Source organism: Occallatibacter sp., from assembly GCF_036502485.1.
In the GTDB taxonomy this organism is placed as follows: domain Bacteria; phylum Acidobacteriota; class Terriglobia; order Terriglobales; family Acidobacteriaceae; genus Telmatobacter.
This window is the reverse complement of sequence record NZ_DASXYM010000084.1, coordinates 70,275-87,780: the sequence shown is the minus strand read 5'-3', so window position 1 is coordinate 87,780 and position 17,506 is coordinate 70,275. Positions and strand designations below refer to the sequence as shown.

The window sequence follows — 17,506 nt, the reverse complement described above, 5'->3', positions numbered from 1 at the left end:
CTATGCAACGCATTTGGGTTTCCGCAGTTGTTCTGGGTTGTCTGTCTGTTCTGTCTGCCAGCGCGCAGGCGCCTGAGCCGGGGATCGCCGTGGGAGACACCACGGCGCAGCGATGGACGTTCGAAGACGCGCAGGCACTCGCCGCCAAAGGCCGGGTTGATCAGGCGATGAACGTCCTGAATCAGCTTGCGGCGCAGACGCCGGAGGCGCCCGGTGTGGAGCGCCTGCGGGGCATTATTTTCTATCAGCGAGACCAGCTTACGGAGGCAGCCGAGGCGTTTTCGAAGGCGATGGCGCAGGATGCGAGCGACCGCGAATCGACGGAGATGGCAGGGGTTACGCTATTCCGGCTGGGGAAGCCGAAGGAGGCGCTGCCGTTTCTCGAAAAGGCGCACGCCGCAGTGCAGAACGCGAACGTCGACCCGCAGTACGTGCTGGGGCTGGCCTACTCAGACGTGGGCCGATACGACGATGCGCGCCATGCGTTTGCTGTGCAATATGGATTTCCACCCGATTCGGCGGAGGCGTATTTGCTGGCGGGGCGGTTGTTTTTGCGGCGGGAACTGCGCGATCAGGCCGCGACGCAGGCGCAGAAGGCACTGGAGCTCAATCCGAAGCTGCCACTGGCCCACCAGCTTCTAGGCGAGGCGGCGCTGGCGCGGGGCGACACTGAGACAGCGGTGAAGGAACTCGAGGCCGAGCGAGAAGTTAACCCGCTCGACGGCGACCTGTATGACAGGCTGGGCGATGCTTATCTGCGCAGCGGCCAGTATGAGCAGGCGCAGCAGGCGTTGAACCGCGCGGTGCTGCTGGTCCCCATGTCCACGGGGCCTTACATCCTGCTGGGAGAGGCGTTTTTGAAGTTAAAGGATCCAATCCAGGCGCTGCGCTATTTGACACGCGCGGTGAAGATGGACCCGTCCAACTACATTACGCACAACCTGCTGGGGCAGGCTTACAAGGCGACGGGGCAATTGTCGGAAGCGAACCGTGAATTCAAGATGGTGGTGGAACTGCAGCATCGAGACGATCCGAAGCCGGCGGGGAAGTAGGATGAGGACCGACCGCAGGCTGGTGTGGCGAGCCGGGGTGAGTGCATTGCTGGTCACGGCCGGAACTCTCTTTGCCGCTCAGGCGGCTAACCCAGCTTCCGAGGGGCTACGCAAAGCCGATGCGGCATTCCGTGCCGGCTATGCGGCTTCGCAGCAGGGGCACTATGAGGAAGCGCGGGCCCGGTTCTCCGAGGTGGTGAAGCTGGCGCCGCAGATTGCCGAGGGGCATGAGGCGCTGGGGTCGGCGTTCATCGCGTTGGACAGGCCGGCCGAGGCCGTGCCGGAGCTCGAAAAGGCGGTACAACTGAAACCGGACGATGCGGTGATCGAGGGCAACCTGGCGATCGCGCTATGGCGGGCCGCGGATGGGACGAAAGCGATTCCGCACTTTGAGGCGGCGCTGCGTCTGGGGGTTAGTCCGCAGGATCCGGCATTTCTCGATGCCTATGCACGGGCCCTGGCGGGGGCGGGCCGGCGCGAAGATGCCCTGAAGCAGTTTGCGGCTGAGGAGCAGATCACGGGTCCGCGAGCGGAGATCGAGGATGCCATTGGAACGGTGCACGCGCAGATGGGGCAGTGGGACGAGGCGCGGGCGGCCTTTGAGCGGGCGCTGCGTGAGAACAGCGCGTTTGTGCAGGCGCGGGTGCATCTGGGCGCCGTTCACCGGCAGCAGCACGATCTGAATGCGGCGATTGCGGTGCTTGAACCAGCGGCGAAGGCGGATCCGCCGGATGCAGCGGCGCTGGCAGAATATGGCCGCGCGCTGGCCGATGCAGGGCAGGATGAAGCCGCGGCGGCAGCGCTGCAGCAGGCTGTGACCCTGCGGCCCAATCTGGCGGGAGTGGCGGGCGATCTCGCCATGACGCTGCAGCGGCTGGGCAGACAGCAAGAGGCGATTCCGTGGTTCGAGAAGGCGATCGCGGTGGAACCAACCAACGCGTCGATGCTGGCAAATCTGGGTCTGGCGCTGACCATAACGGGCAAGGCCAAAGCGGCGCTTCCATACATCGACCGGGCGCAGGCGGCGGCTCCGAACGACGCTACGGTGGTGAAAGACCGCGGTGTGGCGCATGTGCAGCTGGCGGCATTCGACGACGCCATTGAGGATTTCAAAGCGGCGTTGGTGCTGGATCCGAGCGACCCGCAACTGCACTACGACCTGGGGCTGGCGTACAAGCTCAAAGACCGGATGGACGAGGCGGTTGTGGAACTGGCGCGGGCGGGGGAGATGGATCCGCAGCTCGAGGACCCGCCGTATACCTTGGGCATTCTCTACATGCAGCTCGGCAAGATGGATGAGGCGGTGACGCAGTTGCGCAAGGCGGTGTTGTTACGGCCGGACAACGGGAGCGCCTGGGCGCTGCTGGGAAGCACTTTGAAGCAGGCGGAGAGGCTGCCGGAGGCGAAGGAGGCTCTGGAGAAGGCGATTGCGCTGCAGCCGGGCCAGCCGGGATCGATGGTGACGCTGGCCGGGGTGCTCTCAGAGATGGCCGCGAAGCTGGGACCCGAGGCGGAGGCGGCGGAGTCTGGAGGGGATCAGGCGAAGGCGGAGCAACTACGCGCGGAGATGAAGGCGCTGCGGGCGCAGGCAGCCGGGTATCGCAAGGAAGGGGCGGAGCTGAGCCAGGCGGCGGTGAACCGGCAACGGGCGAGCTTCCTGCTGAATGCGGGAAATCAGCTTCTCCTAAAGGGGCAGATCGCGGACGCGATCGGGCGGTACCAGGAATCGATTGCAGCGGACGGGACTTTCGCTGAGCCGCACAGTCAACTGGCGCAGGCGTACGACCGCCAGGGGCGGGTGCAGGAGGCGGCGGCGGAACGGGCCAAGGCGGCGGATCTGGGCGGGCAGAAGTAGGCCGCGTGTAGAGTCACCACCCGGGCGGTCGAACTCGTTGTCCGTGATAGATAACGGTGGGCTGTGGGCGCGCTTCGCTCACCGGGGTCTGGGCAGGGGCGGGTTTGAGGTTCGCCAGCCTAGCGGCAAGAACAAAGACGCGGCGAGGCTGAGGCACCCGGCTTGGGCAGCCAAGTTATGTTCATGCGTGTGAATATTGAGCGCGAGGATTTGCGCATCCTCAATTGCGGTATGAGCTTGGGCAGGAAATAACGACTTAGCAGGCAGTTCCGACACTACGGCGCGACAGCCGCCTTCGAGGGGGCTGCATCTGAGTCCGGAGCGATGGACATCGCACAAGGAGAAGATGTATGGCGGATTTGCGTGTGGCGAGAGGCGACTCCAACGAAGATCAACTGACGGCAGGGATCGAAAAGGTGACCTCGAAGGCTCCCTCCAGCCTGTTTCTGGGACTGGCACTTGGATCGATGGCTGTTTCCGTCGGCTTCATGGCGGCGGGGCGCAAGCACGAGTCGCTGTTTGTGGGACAGTGGGCGGCTCCGTTCCTGCTACTGGGTATCTACAACAAGATGGTGAAGCAGCACGGGTCCGACGCAGGGCGGAATTCCGAGCAGTACTCGGCTGTGGCTTAGCTAGTTTTTCAACTCGAGGGCCCGCGTTCAAGGTGAGCGCGGGCCTTGTTGTGTGTGCCAGGCGAAACGGTCAGGACTTAGCAACCGGGAAGGCGGTGATGCGGAGTTTTGCAGCGGCGTAGGGGATCAGGGTGAGGTCTTCCGCCGGCTCGGCTGTGGCAACGGGGCTTTGCGGCAGGGGATTTGCTGCGCCGTCGTCGGCACGCCAGTCGAGGAGGCGGCGTGCTTTGACCTTGAGGGTGACGGGCGGGTGCTTACGGCTGAAAGGCTCGCGGCCGACTTCGGATTCGGACACTTCGATGATTTTTGCTGCGTCGCGTTTACCGAGATCCAAGGCGTAACTGGAATCGAGGGCGTAGTTCCAATTGGTGGTGGGGAACACCTGCCAATCGGCGGTCATGCCGCGATCACGGAGTTTGACCCAGCTCTCGCCTATGGGATAGCTGAAGACGAGCGGCCCGCGTTCGATGGCCGCCGAATCGTTGAACCAGCGCGAGAGGCGGGCCTGCATGGGGAGGGTCAGTTCAACGCGGTCATCGCGACGCCAGGTGCGGGTAACCTGAGCGAAGGCGCCGGGGGTGGGGGCAGGTTCTGGTTCGCCGTTGACGCTGAGCTTTGCTCCTTCAGCCCAGGCCGGGATGCGCAGGCTGAGCGGAAATGCGATGGGCGTGGCCGGATTGACGGTCAAGCGGACGGTAGCGCGGAAGGGGTAGTCGGTCTCTTCGATCACGTGCACGGCGACGCTGCGGATGCGGGTGCGGAGCTCGCAGGGTGCGTAGGCGGCTGAGACCAGGCCATCTTCGGATTCCTGAGAGCCGGAGAGCAGGAAGAGGCTGGCGGCGAATTTGGGCCAGCCCTGATGGAAGTTGGCGGTGCAGCAGCCGAAGTTGGGCTCGAGTCCATAGAGGTTCGACTCGGGGCCGTCGGAGACCCATGGTTTGTGGTGAAGGCTGCACTCCACCTGGTTTGGCTCCTGGTTGTACTGGTGGGCCCACATGTCATCCGTGAAGGTGCCGGGGAGCGCGTTGAAGGCGAGCTTTTCGAGGCGGTCGCCGAGGGCGGGATCGCCGCTGATGGCCAGGGCCTGCTCGAGGGAAAACATGGTTTCGACGACGGTGCAGAGCTCGGAGCCCTGGGAGGGATCGCGGCCGGAGAGGTGCTCGTCGCAGGAGAACATGCCGTTGGGGAGGCCATGATAGCGGTCGAGCTCGGCGAGCATCCGGGCTGTGGCGGTGCGGTCAAACTCAGAGCCGGAGACCAGCGACCAGACAGCGCCGGTTTTGAGCGCCTGGCCGTTATTGACGCCATGGGTGGCGAGGGCCAGGTCTTTGAGACCGCCGCCCTCGTTGAGCTTGATGTATTCGGCGGTGATCCTCTGCTTGTAGGGGAAGTTCGCGAACTCGGCGATCCAGTCGTAGCCCTGCTGATGCAGGAGTCTGGCGAGGTCGAGGAGGTAGGGCTCACCGGTGCGGTTGTAGAGCCAGAGGACGGAGAGCGCTTCATCCTGCCAGCGGAACTTGCCCCAGTCGCGAAGAGGGCGAGTGGGGAGGGCGGCTAGCTGGTGGCGAAAGTACTTGTCCATCAACGGGAGGACGCGCGGGTCGGGGTTGGATTCGCTTGCCGTGGCTTCGTAGTACTGGGTGAGGGCTTTGAGGATGACGAAGCGGGGCCACCAGTCGTCGTTGGAGGCAGGGCCGATCATGCCGTTGGGCTGCTGGTGGGTGAGGGTCCATTCGATGTATTTCCGTGCTTTGGCTTTGAGGCGGGCGTCGTCGAGGAGCCAGGCGAGGGGGATGAGGCCGTCAAGGAAGTAGGGGCCGCGCTCCCAGGATTCGCCGGCGCCGCCGAGCCAGCCGGAGTTGGGGCCAACGTCGGCCCAGGTTTCGTCGAGGTGGCCGGACAGGCCGTCGGCCTGAATCTGGAGCTGGGATCTCAACCACCCGGCGGGTGTGATGGAGCCGAGGGGGAGGGGGGTATAGGGTCCGGGGTGCAATGGGGTGCGGGTTCGGATCGGGGCTGGGGAGGGGGGCTGGGCGCTGAGACGCGGGGTGCCGAGGGCAGCGGCGGCGGTGACAAAGGCAGATTGCTGGAGGAAGCGGCGGCGGCTGGAAGGTCTCATTTCAGGGCCTCGGAGGAGATCAGTCCATGCTACCGCGAGCCAGCGGTACGTTATTAGTTAGTAAACGTAGCGGGGAGGTTGTTATGGCGTTCGGAAACGCGCTTCTGAGTAGGCGATGGTGAAAGGCGAGGGCGGTGCGGGCGGCATTACCGATGGGTAGAAAGACGGCGTGGCCGTGTTACCCTCCGCCCGAAACCTGCTATTCTGAACCGCAAATCTCTCGTACATAAATCCCTGGGCAGAGTGCATGACCATCACCCGGCAATTCTGGTGTTTCTGCGTAGTGGTGTGGCTGCTGGTTACCGCACCGGCTACGATCGCGGAAAGCTTCCGCAATCCTTACCGCATTCCTACGCCCGTCGACCCGGGCATGGTGGCGGCAGGGGACCTCAACGGCGATGGCGTTGCCGACTTTGTCTGGTTGGACGGAACTACCAGTCCGGTCACGCTGAATGTCCTGCTGTCACAGCCCCACGGCGGGTGGCTGCCGGGGGAGAGTATCACCTACCCTGTGCCTTTGACCCGCGGCGCAACGTGCCAGATCGGTGATCTGAACAACGATACCCGGCTCGATCTGGTCTGCTCCAGCGCGAATGAGTTCACATCCACAATTGAGGTTTTCCTGGGAAATGGCGATGGGACGTTCCAGTCGCCGGTGGCCACCGACGCCACTTTCCAATACACATCTTCGTGGGGAATTCCCGCATTCAACATCGTGGGAGACCTGAACGGCGACGGCTTTGCCGATCTATTCGAAGAAGACGCTCAGAACTGGCATGCGCAGATCATGCTGAGCGACGGCAAAGGAGGATTCAACGCGCTTCTTCCCCTCGGGACCGCCATCAATGAATACCTGCCCACCGTCGCCGCAGATGTGAACGGCGACGGAATTCCGGACCTTCTATTCCCGTTCGGCCCGGAAGTCGCGCTGGGAAAGGGCGATGGCACATTTGGGCCCATTACCAGCTATGCCGCCGACAGCTACTACGCCGCCGTGTGCGCATTTCACGACATGGACGGGGACAAACATCTGGACGCGATCTGCGGCGATGAAGAGACCACCACCGGTGACATCACGGGGGCCTCCGATCTCATCATCCTGCATGGCAACGCGGATGGGTCATTCAACACCACACCTATTGCCAAGAAGACGTTCGGGCATCACGCGACGGAATTCGATGGGTTCGGCACCTTCCAGGCTCCGGTCGCCATTGCCGACATGAATGGCGATGGCGTCCCTGATGTTATCGGCTATTCCGGTGATGGTCTCGCGGTCGCGCTGGGAGGCTCCCGGCTCACGTTCAGCACGCCGCTGCACTAATGCCCAGGCTGTCGAGCCCGGGGTCCCTTTGCAAGGCGATTGGCCAGCTCTCGCGGCGTTCCTGCGCCTACCATCCCGCGCAGAATCAGGCTCAGGTTGAATGACCCACAAGGTTAAGGCACGCGACGCGCCAATACGCCAGGTGACGTTGAAAGACGGTCATCGAGCTGAGCGAGAACCGTCAACCTGATTCCACTCAATGCTGGTTGAGCGTTTTGACAAATTCGGGATTGGTCTTGCCGGTATCGAAGCGGTATCCAAGGCTGGCGTACCATTGCCGGTAGTTCAGAGTTGCTCCATCGACGATGGTGTATCCGCTCTGAATGTAGGTGTGCCGCCCGAGATTCACATCGAGGGAATCAGAAATAAATCTGGAATGATCGTTGGTGGAGTGTTCTGAATGCAGATCCTGGTTCGCTAACTGAAGGTTAGAGAACATGTGGCTTGTGACCTGGCGAGAGAATGTAAGCGCACTGTACTCGCCATTTCCGAAATTGCTATTGAATTTGGAGTAGTGGAAGTCGGCACGCACGCCGCTCCGCACAAGATCAAACCATGTAGCGCCGAACATGCGGTTGAACGACCGATGTGAGTCACCCGATCTGTCGCTGATGCCCATGTTGGTATACAGCGCAAATTGTCGGGACGGCTTCCAATGCGCTCCCGCGCTGGTTCCCTGAAAGAGAATTGTGTCGACGGTGCCTGTCGCGATTGCGGTTGTGACAGCTGTGGGAATATCGCGAAAAAAGTTCTGGTATAGGTCAAGCCCGAGTGCATGAAAAGGCTGGTAATGCAACGTGAAGTAACTGTGGCTTACGCCTGCGCCGGGTCTTACTCCCCCGGTGGATACCCCTTGCGGCGAGTCAAGGATAAGGGAGTGATAGATGGAGATAGTTCCCTTGTAGGAAATCTCGTTTTCAAAGAACAAGAAGGGGCGATCCAGCTTCCATCGGATCGAACTGAGCGCGGCGCCGGCAGTGCTGGAGACATGGATTTTTTCATAAGACCCCCACTGCAGACCGGTAAACAGGCCGCCGATGCGCTGATTGGGTCTGTAGTGCCAGGAGCTGATATCGGGTGTAGATCCTGCAAACAGTCCGGTGGTCATACCAAAACGGTTCTTGCGTGCCAAGTATCCGCCGTCGACGGTGTCAAGACTTACTGCCCAGGGGAGATAGAGGCGTCCAAGGCCCGCGACCCACTTTGAGTCGGGATTGTCATAGTAAAGCTGCATGGTGTAGGTCTTGCTCAACGTCTCTTCAATCGTTCTCTCCTGGAACTGCGAGTGTTGGTTGACGCGCTTCCGGTAATAACCTTCGAGGTTCCAATGAGTTCCCAAGATGTGCTGCATGTTACTTTCCAGGAGAACGCCCATCTGTGCACTGCTTCCGAAGGTGGAACCGCTGCCAGTTATGCCGCCATAGTCGAACCCTATCCGGCCGCTCATACGCGTGCTAATAGTCGCGGGTCCGTTCGCTGGCCACCGGGTGCTCGCGGCAATCACGTTCGAGGTCGGCAAGCGCGCTAGAGTCGGGCCTTGCGGCCCATCCTTCTGAGCCCGAGTTACATCGCGCGCGACTGTAGTGGCATCTGATGAACTCAGTTCCGCCAAATCGCCGGTTTTTAGGTCATCTCTCACTGTGGAATATTCGAGAACAGCCGAGTTTGCCGCGACGCCGACAACATGTGCGCTGCCTGCAACCATCTCGACTGCACCCTGCTGGCCAGATACCGGCGGCCGGAGGCGCAGCACATCCAGATTCATTCCCATCCGCAAGCCAGAGCTCGAACCGCCGTCGATATAGGCGTTGTTCGCAGCCACGAATTTAACTTTGAAACGCCGGCGGAGTTCTGGCTCACTCCCGCGCGGTGTTTCGTCAATGGCCGCGTTGATCGGCGGTGACTCGACTTCAAGCGGAGGAGTATGCGCATCCGCGGCAAGCTCGAATACTCCGGTTGCCCCGGTCGCCTGTGCGCCATTCGCAGCATGATTCGGTGATTCGCCGTCGTCGGATCTCTCGTGCTCAACAGGTGCGAAGCGCAGCGAGAATACATTCCCGGATTCAACGATGCGATAAGGACGTGTTGACTCGATCCCCACGGCGATGCTGGTCCCATGTTGCTGCCCGCAATGTTCATCTATCCGGATGTCTCGAATACCGTCTCCGCTGGAGAGGCTTTTGTACACCTCCCCACCGAATGAGCTATTCGGAAAGCAGATGGTGATTCCGCTTGAATCGCTTGACGTTGTTACGGCCGAACGGGCGAGCGAGGAGAGCACGACCGTGATTGAGGTGCCATCCTGACTGGACACAATGTCAATTTTTTTCAGGTCCTCGCCCATTCCGGAAGCGAAGGGAAAGGCCGCACTCGCGGCAGTCAACAGGGCACAGCGTAACGCATTCTTTGGCACTTGCTTACCTCCACCTATGGTTGGGAGTCAGGGTCGCTCCGGCCCAGCTATCCATGGACATGTGGCACTCACGACAGTCAGTGCTGAATCCGAGCGCTCTGTGCTTCGGCGCCATGGCGCTGTTGAACGCAGTGGAATGACAGGAGAAGCACTCGGTCGACAGACCGAATCGGTTGAACTGTCCAACCGTGCCCACTTTGTGGCACGCGTAGCAGTCGACAACCGCATGTGCTCCTATCAAGGGGAACCGGTCCTGGTGCTCGTTGATGTTATGGATAGAGACCTGCCAGCCGTTAGTGTTGTGGCAAAGTTCGCATTCGGCCCCGTTCTTTCTGCGGTGCAAATCTGCGTGGCAATCCTGGCACTTATTGGGAGTGTTTGCGAATTCGAGATCTGAGTGACAATCCCGGCATGCAACTTTGCTGTGGCGTCCGCGCAGGGCGAATCCAGTGCGCGCGTGATCGAATCTGATTTTTTCGGGAAGAACCTTCCAACTATTCACGGAGTGGCAGGCGCCGCAGGACATATCCAGTGAACCATGCGGGCTCTGGGTCAATGCTTTTGGACGCACTGATTGCGCCGGAAGCGCGCCGGCCATGCTCCAGAAAAGTCCAAATGCGACAATAGATCGAATGATGACGTACATCGTGCTCCTTCGTTGCGCGAGCGTCGCAAACATGGGGCCATTGCGGCGCACGCTCCCGTAACCTCCACGACAAGGCGTGCGTGGGGCCTACTTGCGTGACGCTTATCCGCTTGAGCGACACGCGGGGGCGATCACGCCGGCGCATTAGATACGCGGCGGTTCTAAAGTCACCCGTCTACGCCTCGGCGCATGCGTACAGCACGCACATGCACTTAGCGCGCGATGGGTACTCTGTTCCAATTCCGGTTACGAGGAGGAGTTTAGGATGGCGGGGAAACATTGAATCCGAAGTGTTTGAGAAGCCCCAGTTTATCGGCAAAATGATGCCTTAGGGCTAAGCGTGGCGCCGCGAGAGGGGTAGCCGAATGGGAAAGCGCGGCGGGACAGACAAAAGGGCAGAGGTCCCTATTAGTCATGATTGTACGTTCCTTCCATGTGGAATAGGGTGCAAGGTGGCTTAAGCCACACGTCCGAATAAAATCATGGAAAACGGCCGATCCTAAGCGCTTGTAACAGCGCGGCGGCCGAAGTAACGACTGGTGATGGGCCCGGCCGCGGACTGGGGAGTCATCCTCGGCTGCATCGTCGATACCGTGGCTTATGGCCAGAGCGAAATCCGTCTGACTTGTGCCATTTGTTTGATGTTATCCCCGACCTTGCACGCATCAGGCCAAATACAACGAGAGGTAAGTCGATTTAATTCAATTGCTCCCTATGTGGGCTCAAACTTTCCCGCATGTAAAATAATGTAAAAGTTGCAATGCAACGTAAATTGTTCCTTGTAAGTCATCGACTACTCATTGCTTTTACCGAGCAGGGCTGTGCGTGCACTGCAGGGTCCTGCAACAAGAACGAACCTTCTACGTCGAGTGGGTGTGCCGTTCATGGGTATCCATAGAACCGAAGGCGACCCCAGCCGCTTTGAGGAAGTCCCATGGAGGCGTCCCACCGGCCAATATCCAAGTAAAGTCATTAGGCAATTCCCGGAGATCTCCATTGACTTCGATGGATACACTTCCAGGCCGGAACTCGGTGGGAGAGGAGTTAAACAGAACGTCCATTTTCTGCAATTCCATGTGTTCGGCAATTCTTTTGGCGTTGCGCTCCTTGAGGCGGAAGAACTCACCGCGGCGATAGGAGAGCGTGACCTTGTTGCCGGGCTGGCGTGCAAGTCCCATGGCCGCTTCAACGGCGCTGTCGCCACCGCCGACGATCAGGATGTTCTTCCCGACGTAGTGATCCGCCTCGATGAGCCGGTAGAACACATGCGGCATATCCTCGCCCGCAACATCCAGTTTGCGCGGTGTGCCGGCGCGCCCGAGCGCCAGCACGACGGCGCGGGCGCAGTATTCGCTGAGCGGAGTGCGAACCGAGAACAGGCCTTCGGTGCTCTTCGAGACCGCATCGACACCCTCGCCAGCGTGGATGTTCAGGTCAGCGCGCGCCATGACCTTTTCCCAGAACGCGAGCAGATCCTCCTTTGAAAGGGTTGATTTACTAAACCTTCCATGAAGAGGGAACTCGACGGGGCTGGTCATTACCAGCTTCTGACGAGGATACTTTGACACCGTTCCGCCCACCTGTTCCCGTTCAAGCGTGAGCGCCTTGAGGCCACGCTCGGTGGCACGAAGGGACGCGCTGATGCCGGCAGGTCCGGCGCCTACGATGATCACATCGTAGATGTCGCTGCAAACTTCTGTGGCAACGCGGTCCTGCATGCGACGGGCGATCTCATCCACACAGTCACGCCCCTGGTTTACGGCATTTTTGATGAGAGCCAGTCCTCCGAGCTCGCCTGCGATGAACAGGTTTTCCACGCTCGTCTCGTTGTGTTCAGTGAGCACAGGAAGATCAGCGCCGGCGCTAGGCTTTGCCATCACCATCTGGATCGCGCCCACGGGGCATATCTCCGCGCACAGGCCGTGGCCGATGCACTTATGGCCATTCACAATGGCAGCTTTGCCGTCGACAACCCCCAGGACGTCTCCTTCAGGACACGCTGAGACACATCCGCCGCACCCTATGCAGGAATCAATGTTGATCCTTGGATGCTGCGCCTTGGGCCCTTCGGAAAAGAGGGGGCCTTGCTCAAGGCGAGCACGGACAGCCGACTCCCTGCGCTTGTGTATGCGCCAGTACCGAATCAGGAAGAAAGCAAGGACGCTTCCAGCAATCAGCCAGGTAAGCAATGTCTCCATTGGTCAGTGCAGCCCCAGCTTTCCGAAACCCAGGCCCATGATGACCATGATGTGAAGGATTGCGAGTAAAGCAAAGGCGTAGCTGAAGGGCCGATGAACGACATGCCAGAGATGAAACGCCCGGTGTGTTTGATCCAGGAAGACGATCCGTTTGGAAAGCGACGACTTCTTCCGCAGCAGGCGGACGACCTGCTCCACTTCGGGGTTGGCGATGGGGAAAATGCCGCCCAGCGACAGGGCGGCTCTTCCTAAGTCGCATGAGGAGCGCCGCAGACTTGCAATGCGAAACGAAAGGGTAATGTCCAACAGGAGCATTTCACCGACAGCACGCAGGACTCCGACATCGCGAACGTGCATTTTCGAAGGCATGCGTGAGATGCGATTCAGGCGTTCGGCCGAATAGAGAGATTGCTGCATGAGTTCGTGGCATAGCTCGCGCTCCGTGCTCTGAATCTCGGCCAGAGATAGCTCGGCCGCGTTCATCGAGCGTGGAATCTGGGTGTAGAGATAGCGGCCAATGACGCCGCTGATCGCAACGGCGACCATGATCCAGAAGGCGCCCCCTGCGATGCCGCGGAATTTGAAAGACGCGTGAAACGCGATCACAACAGGAGCGGAGACGCCTGCAAGGATGTGGAAGTCCATCCAGTGACGTGCGGATCCTCGACGAAGGAAGGGTACGACCTTGCGCAGCGCATATAGAAAGATCAGGACGAAAAGGGATGTGCCCAGGATGCCGAGCTTCAGCCCGATGCTTCCTCCAGGCTTAAGCAGTTCATGTTTGGCGGAGTACGGTCTCAGGTCAAGAGGGAGCAAATAATATCCGGCCCCGTAGATGGAGAGGCAAGCGACGAGCGCGACAGCTGCAGCTGCTGCGATTGCGATGCGAATTCGATGAGGGACGGAGGGATTGTGTCCCCTGCGCGCAGAAGACGTAGCGCCCGCAATGCCTTGCAATAGAGTTGAATTCACTGTTTCTCCTTCGGGGTGAGCAACGCTTCGACAGGTGCGCGCGCGAACCGGACCCAAACTATCGGTCGAGTTAGCCCGCACCAGTGGTAGCGATCGCCGAACCTCCTCGTGCTTATGCGGAGCGATGCAGCGGCTCACAACATGAAAGACGAAGCTCAAATAACCAAGGCAGAAGCAAGCTGGTTCAGAGTCATTCTGCGGCTTGACTTTCTCTCATCGATGGAGGCCTAAGCCGGCTCCAGGGGAATCGCGTGCGCCGCCCTCGGAGAAGGGGCAACGACTCGCGATCTTAGTCGGGCAACAGAAGATGAAAGAGGCTATAAATCTTCCATCTGAAACCTGGCAGTTAGAACCTGAGGAAAGTGGCTTATTGTCTCAACATACATGACCCCGCGGTCGAAGTACAAGCATTCGCCGTGCTGCCCATCAGAACACTTCCTTTCATGTTCTACGGAAGGAGAACCATCATGCCGATCACATACGTGCATGATCGGAGGATGCAGGAACGGTGGATCGGTGACAGGCTTCGCATGCGAGCGGGACCGGCTTGTAGAAAAGCACTGTTCTTCCGTTCACCTGTTTATTCAGCGTGTGACATACCGCGCACGGAACGTGTTCATGGCCACCCCTGAGAGAGAATTGCGTCCGTTGGTGATCAAACAGCGAAGGACGCCATTGATTGGTGTTATGGCAGGAGGCGCAGTCAAGCGCCTGCTTCTCAAACTGATCGGCATGCGGATTGTTGTGGCAGTCACTGCACTTTGCAGGCGCGCTCGCAAAGTTCACATGCGCCAGCGTCAGGTCTCCTTCCGGTGGCTTGTGGCAGTCGACGCAGGAGACGGCCTGATGTGAACCGAGGAGCGGGAAGCTTGTCTGGGCGTGATTGAATCCTATGAGATCTTTCCATTCCCTGGTGGAATGGCATGCCTCGCATCCGAGCAATTTTCCCTGCGCATTGCGCACCGCCATTCGGCGCGCGAACTGCCCCTGGTGAACGTCTTGATGGCAGGTGGCGCAGGAGACCTGGCTGAAATGGAACAGGACGAGTTTCGCACCGGGCGTCGGCTTGTGACACGCGCTGCATTCCACCGCGGCGTGTGCGCCTGTTAGCGGAAAGTTAGAGCCGCTGTGTGACTTCAGGTTGTAGTTGGACCTTTCAAAGGTAGCGCCGGTGTGACACTTCCCGCAGCCGTTGAGCCAGGGTGGGCCAGAGAACTGGCCCTGGTGTTCATCTTCGTGGCACTCCACACACTGCGCGAATCTGATCTTGAATTTCGTCCCAGTACCTGCGGGAGTATGGCACTGGGCGCATTTCACAGCGGCATGCGGGAAGATCAGCGGAAATCCGGTTCTCGCGTGATCGGCAGTCGAGAATGTGGAAGGGGTCCAGCCGTTCACCGTGTGGCAGCTCTCGCATTTTCCGCGGTCAGGACGGCTGGCGAACTGGCCTGCGTGGGGATCTGGCTCGTGGCAATCCGCGCATGCTGCATGGGGAACCGGCGATTTGAAATCCGCCCCCTCATGGCAGGAGAGGCACTGTAGCGCCAGGTGCTTTCCCGCGAGCGGGAAGCCGGTCTTGGCGTGATCGAACTTGGCCACAAAGGGCGAATCTCTCCAATTCGAGGTGCTGTGGCAGGACTCGCAGGTTTGCTTGAACTCTCCTTTGTGCGGGTCGCGATGGCAGTCGGCGCAAGAGTTGAAGTGAAGGCCCGTGTATTGCGGCTGGCTGTCCGGTCCCGGTCTGTGGCAATTCATACAGGAGACAGAACGATGCGCACCAATCAGCGGATAGCGGGTCGTCGAGTGATCGAAGTTCTTCGCATCGAGATTCTGACTGGCCGCTTTCCAATCCATGGTGGAGTGACAGCGCGCACAATCTGTACCGAAGCGACCTTGGTGCTTGTCCTCATGGCAATTCCCGCAAGTTGGCGTGAGGCCCAACCATGTATGGTTCAGGTCTTTGCCCCTCAGCAGCGCCTTCGCGGCAGCCGGAATGCGTTGCGCGCTGTGGCACGCCCGGCAACTGATCCCCACGTGCTTGCCGTCGAGCGCAAATCCAGTGGCGGTGTGGGCGAAGCCTGACGCCGTTGGTGTCCAGTGGATCATCTGGAAATTTTCGCCGTTGTGATCCGAATGGCATTTGACGCATGCAGAACCGGCCGAACTCGATCGAGGGAACGTGGCATGAAGCCCCTCGTTCTGCCGCAGTTCGGCGGCGATTTCCTGGTGACATTCGAGACAGCGGAACGAAGGCGCGCTGGGCGAGAGTTCGTGGCATTTGACGCAGTTTGTACCGCCGTTCAAGTCCTGGTGCACTCTTGCCAGTGGTCCAGGCGAGATTTGTGCATGCGCGGGTGCGGCGACCCCGAAGGCGAGCGCAATTGCCAGGCGCGCGAAAATGTCCAGGAGATGGAAAGGGCCACTCGCAAGCGATGTGTTACCCGGCGTGCCCTTCTTGCTCGACAGGGCCTTGCACGCGCTCATCGTTGTCTTCGTCCTGATTTACTGCCTTAGCCAGTTAAGGGTTCACTGTGTAGCTCGTGTGCAAAGAGAGGGAGATGACGAGCCAGCAGAAACCAAGACAGGAAAGCAGGCGACAGACAACAAGCGGGACAGACTACGTACGGCAGGAGCTAAGCTCGTGCTCTGAGTTATGAACCGAAAGGGGAAGTACTAAGTTGAGTATGCCACCGTGAGCCCAAGGCCGCCAAGTCGACACCTCCGCGGCCGCCACGGGTTCTAAGCGCGCTGGACTGGATACCGGTGTAAAACAGCGCACCGATCACCCGCCTCTGTGAAAAGCATTCAATGAACTTGTTCCAAGGGTCCGCCGACTATTGGCGAAGCTTGGCCCGCCACGTTGCAATCGAGTGCGATTCGAGGTGGTAAGGCGTCTGACTCGCCATGCGATAGCGGCTCAGGTGCCCACCGAGCAGCTCTTTGAATTCCAGCGGCGAACACACGCGGCCGGATATCGAACTGTTAGGCGGGGTTTCAGACAAATGGCAGCGCCCAGCCGGCCTGGCGCGGAAGAAGAAGTTGGGAAGCCAGCCTCAGAAACTTCCAACCTGGCGCCTCCTTTTTCTACCCTGAATTGCTCTTTCCATGCCGATGAAACAATCGTGCGGCTCGATCGGTGAGTGGGTGCGGACGTCGAGACAGTTCGACGTCGGGCAATCGCCAAGTTCGGTAGGACCGTCGAAAGTGAGCAACCAGAGACGGGTGTAAACCGCTGCAGTGGCGAAGATTCGAGCTTGGTGCGGCTTGAAGGCTCAATTGACATTGCGGACGCGGCGGAACTGAAGGCCGTGCTGGTGGAGGCTCTGCTGCGAGGCAAGCCTGTGCAAGTAGCGCTCGACGGTGTGACCAGTCTGGACGTGACCACGGTTCAGTTGCTTTGGGCCGCTCAGCGGGAAGCTGAACGCTCCGGTGGGGGTGAGTATAAGCGGCCAAATTCCGGAGGCAGTTTCTCTGTCCCTGGCCGATGCGGGCATTCTGGAACATCTTGCAGTTTTGCGGAGTTATCATTCTCACCGGCATGGGCGACGATGGCGCGCGCGGAATGCTGGAAATGAAGCAGGCCGGCGCAATAACCATCGCGCAGGACGAAGCGACGAGTGTGGTCTTCGGCATGCCTAAGGAGGCCATCAAGTTGAACTGCGTCGACAAGGTTCTTCCTCTACAGTCGGTCGCCGGCTCGGTTCTGGCTTTGGCGCGTTAAGTCACGGCGCACGGGTGTTCCGGCAATGCACGTACCGTGGCGAGTTACAGTTCAGTTGCAACTGGTGCGCTGCAGAGTCGTGCCAAAACAGCGCTGTAGCGACAAACAATCCCAACAGGCAGTGAGTGCGCTTCGCAGCCGGCTTATAGCAGTGACCGCATACTGATGATGTGTACTCACCGCTCTGACGCGACCGCGATCCCCATTGACAATCTTGCTCAGATGTCTATATAAAGACATCTCTGTATGGCTAAGACGGATGCTCTGCAAGGTTCCCTCGATTTGCTGGTGCTCAAAATACTGTCCCGCCGCCCACGGCTTCACGGATACGCCATCATGGCTGCCATTGGCGATACATCCGGCGAAGTGCTGCGCGCTGAGGAAGGCTCGCTCTACCCAGCGCTTTATCGGATGGAGGAAGCGGGCTGGATTCGCGCCGAGTGGATCAAGAAGGATACCGGCCGCCGCGCCCGTGTCTACGAACTTACCGCCGCCGGCAAGAAGCAACTAGGGGCGGAGGAGTCGCGTTGGCGGTCTGTCAGCCTGGCTATCAACCGGGTTCTCCGGGAGGCATGAG

General features: G+C 59.9%; 12 protein-coding genes. 7 read left to right on the top strand and 5 right to left on the bottom strand.

Annotated features, from left to right (window positions below):
- Positions 1-2: 2 nt before the first annotated feature.
- The 3 genes from VGL22_RS12175 (at position 3) to VGL22_RS12165 (ending at position 3,539) form a co-directional block, all read left to right on the top strand.
- A complete protein-coding gene (locus tag VGL22_RS12175; RefSeq protein ID WP_465267200.1) occupies positions 3-1,052 on the top strand; it encodes a tetratricopeptide repeat protein in 1,050 nt (349 codons plus the stop codon).
- A gap of 1 nt (position 1,053) precedes the next feature.
- Entirely contained in the window at positions 1,054-2,907 is a 1,854-nt protein-coding gene (locus VGL22_RS12170; protein ID WP_465267199.1) for a tetratricopeptide repeat protein, read from the top strand.
- Between the two features lie 350 nt (positions 2,908-3,257).
- Positions 3,258-3,539 carry a hypothetical protein gene (locus tag VGL22_RS12165; RefSeq protein ID WP_465267198.1) on the top strand — a complete coding sequence of 94 codons (282 nt, stop codon included), beginning with the start codon at positions 3,258-3,260 and terminating at the stop codon, positions 3,537-3,539.
- Positions 3,540-3,609: 70 nt separating this feature from the next.
- On the opposite strand, the gene VGL22_RS12160 is transcribed toward VGL22_RS12165, so the two are convergent.
- On the bottom strand, positions 3,610-5,658 hold the full coding sequence (locus VGL22_RS12160) for a beta-L-arabinofuranosidase domain-containing protein (protein ID WP_465267197.1): 2,049 nt from the start codon (positions 5,656-5,658) through the stop codon (positions 3,610-3,612).
- 247 nt (positions 5,659-5,905) lie between these two features.
- On the opposite strand from VGL22_RS12160, the gene VGL22_RS12155 reads away from it, so the two are divergent.
- Positions 5,906-6,979: an FG-GAP repeat domain-containing protein gene (locus VGL22_RS12155; protein WP_465267196.1), complete on the top strand. Its 1,074-nt coding sequence runs from the start codon at positions 5,906-5,908 to the stop codon at positions 6,977-6,979.
- A gap of 196 nt (positions 6,980-7,175) precedes the next feature.
- Here VGL22_RS12155 and VGL22_RS12150 read toward each other — a convergent pair whose 3' ends face one another.
- From VGL22_RS12150 to VGL22_RS12135, 4 genes are all read right to left on the bottom strand, one after another.
- Complete coding sequence (locus tag VGL22_RS12150; protein WP_465267195.1) at positions 7,176-9,392, bottom strand: hypothetical protein; 2,217 nt, start codon at positions 9,390-9,392, stop codon at positions 7,176-7,178.
- 1,506 nt (positions 9,393-10,898) lie between these two features.
- Positions 10,899-12,236, bottom strand: a complete 1,338-nt coding sequence (locus tag VGL22_RS12145) for an NAD(P)-binding domain-containing protein (protein ID WP_465267194.1) — start codon at positions 12,234-12,236, stop codon at positions 10,899-10,901.
- A 3-nt stretch (positions 12,237-12,239) separates the two neighbouring features.
- Complete coding sequence (locus tag VGL22_RS12140) at positions 12,240-13,367, bottom strand: hypothetical protein (RefSeq protein WP_465267193.1); 1,128 nt, start codon at positions 13,365-13,367, stop codon at positions 12,240-12,242.
- Positions 13,368-13,682: 315 nt separating this feature from the next.
- Entirely contained in the window at positions 13,683-15,692 is a 2,010-nt protein-coding gene (locus tag VGL22_RS12135) for a cytochrome c3 family protein (RefSeq protein WP_465267192.1), read from the bottom strand.
- A gap of 656 nt (positions 15,693-16,348) precedes the next feature.
- Here VGL22_RS12135 and VGL22_RS12130 point away from each other — a divergent pair.
- The 3 genes from VGL22_RS12130 (at position 16,349) to VGL22_RS12120 (ending at position 17,505) form a co-directional block, all read left to right on the top strand.
- On the top strand, positions 16,349-16,783 hold the full coding sequence (locus VGL22_RS12130; protein WP_465267191.1) for an STAS domain-containing protein: 435 nt from the start codon (positions 16,349-16,351) through the stop codon (positions 16,781-16,783).
- The gene (locus VGL22_RS12125) at positions 16,714-16,929 is read left to right on the top strand and encodes a chemotaxis protein CheB (RefSeq protein ID WP_465267190.1); all 216 of its coding nucleotides are present in this window, start codon (positions 16,714-16,716) and stop codon (positions 16,927-16,929) included. Before VGL22_RS12130 ends, VGL22_RS12125 begins: the two co-directional genes overlap by 70 nt.
- Before the next feature lie 246 nt (positions 16,930-17,175).
- Entirely contained in the window at positions 17,176-17,505 is a 330-nt protein-coding gene (locus tag VGL22_RS12120) for a PadR family transcriptional regulator (RefSeq protein WP_465267189.1), read from the top strand.
- Position 17,506: the final 1 nt, after the last annotated feature.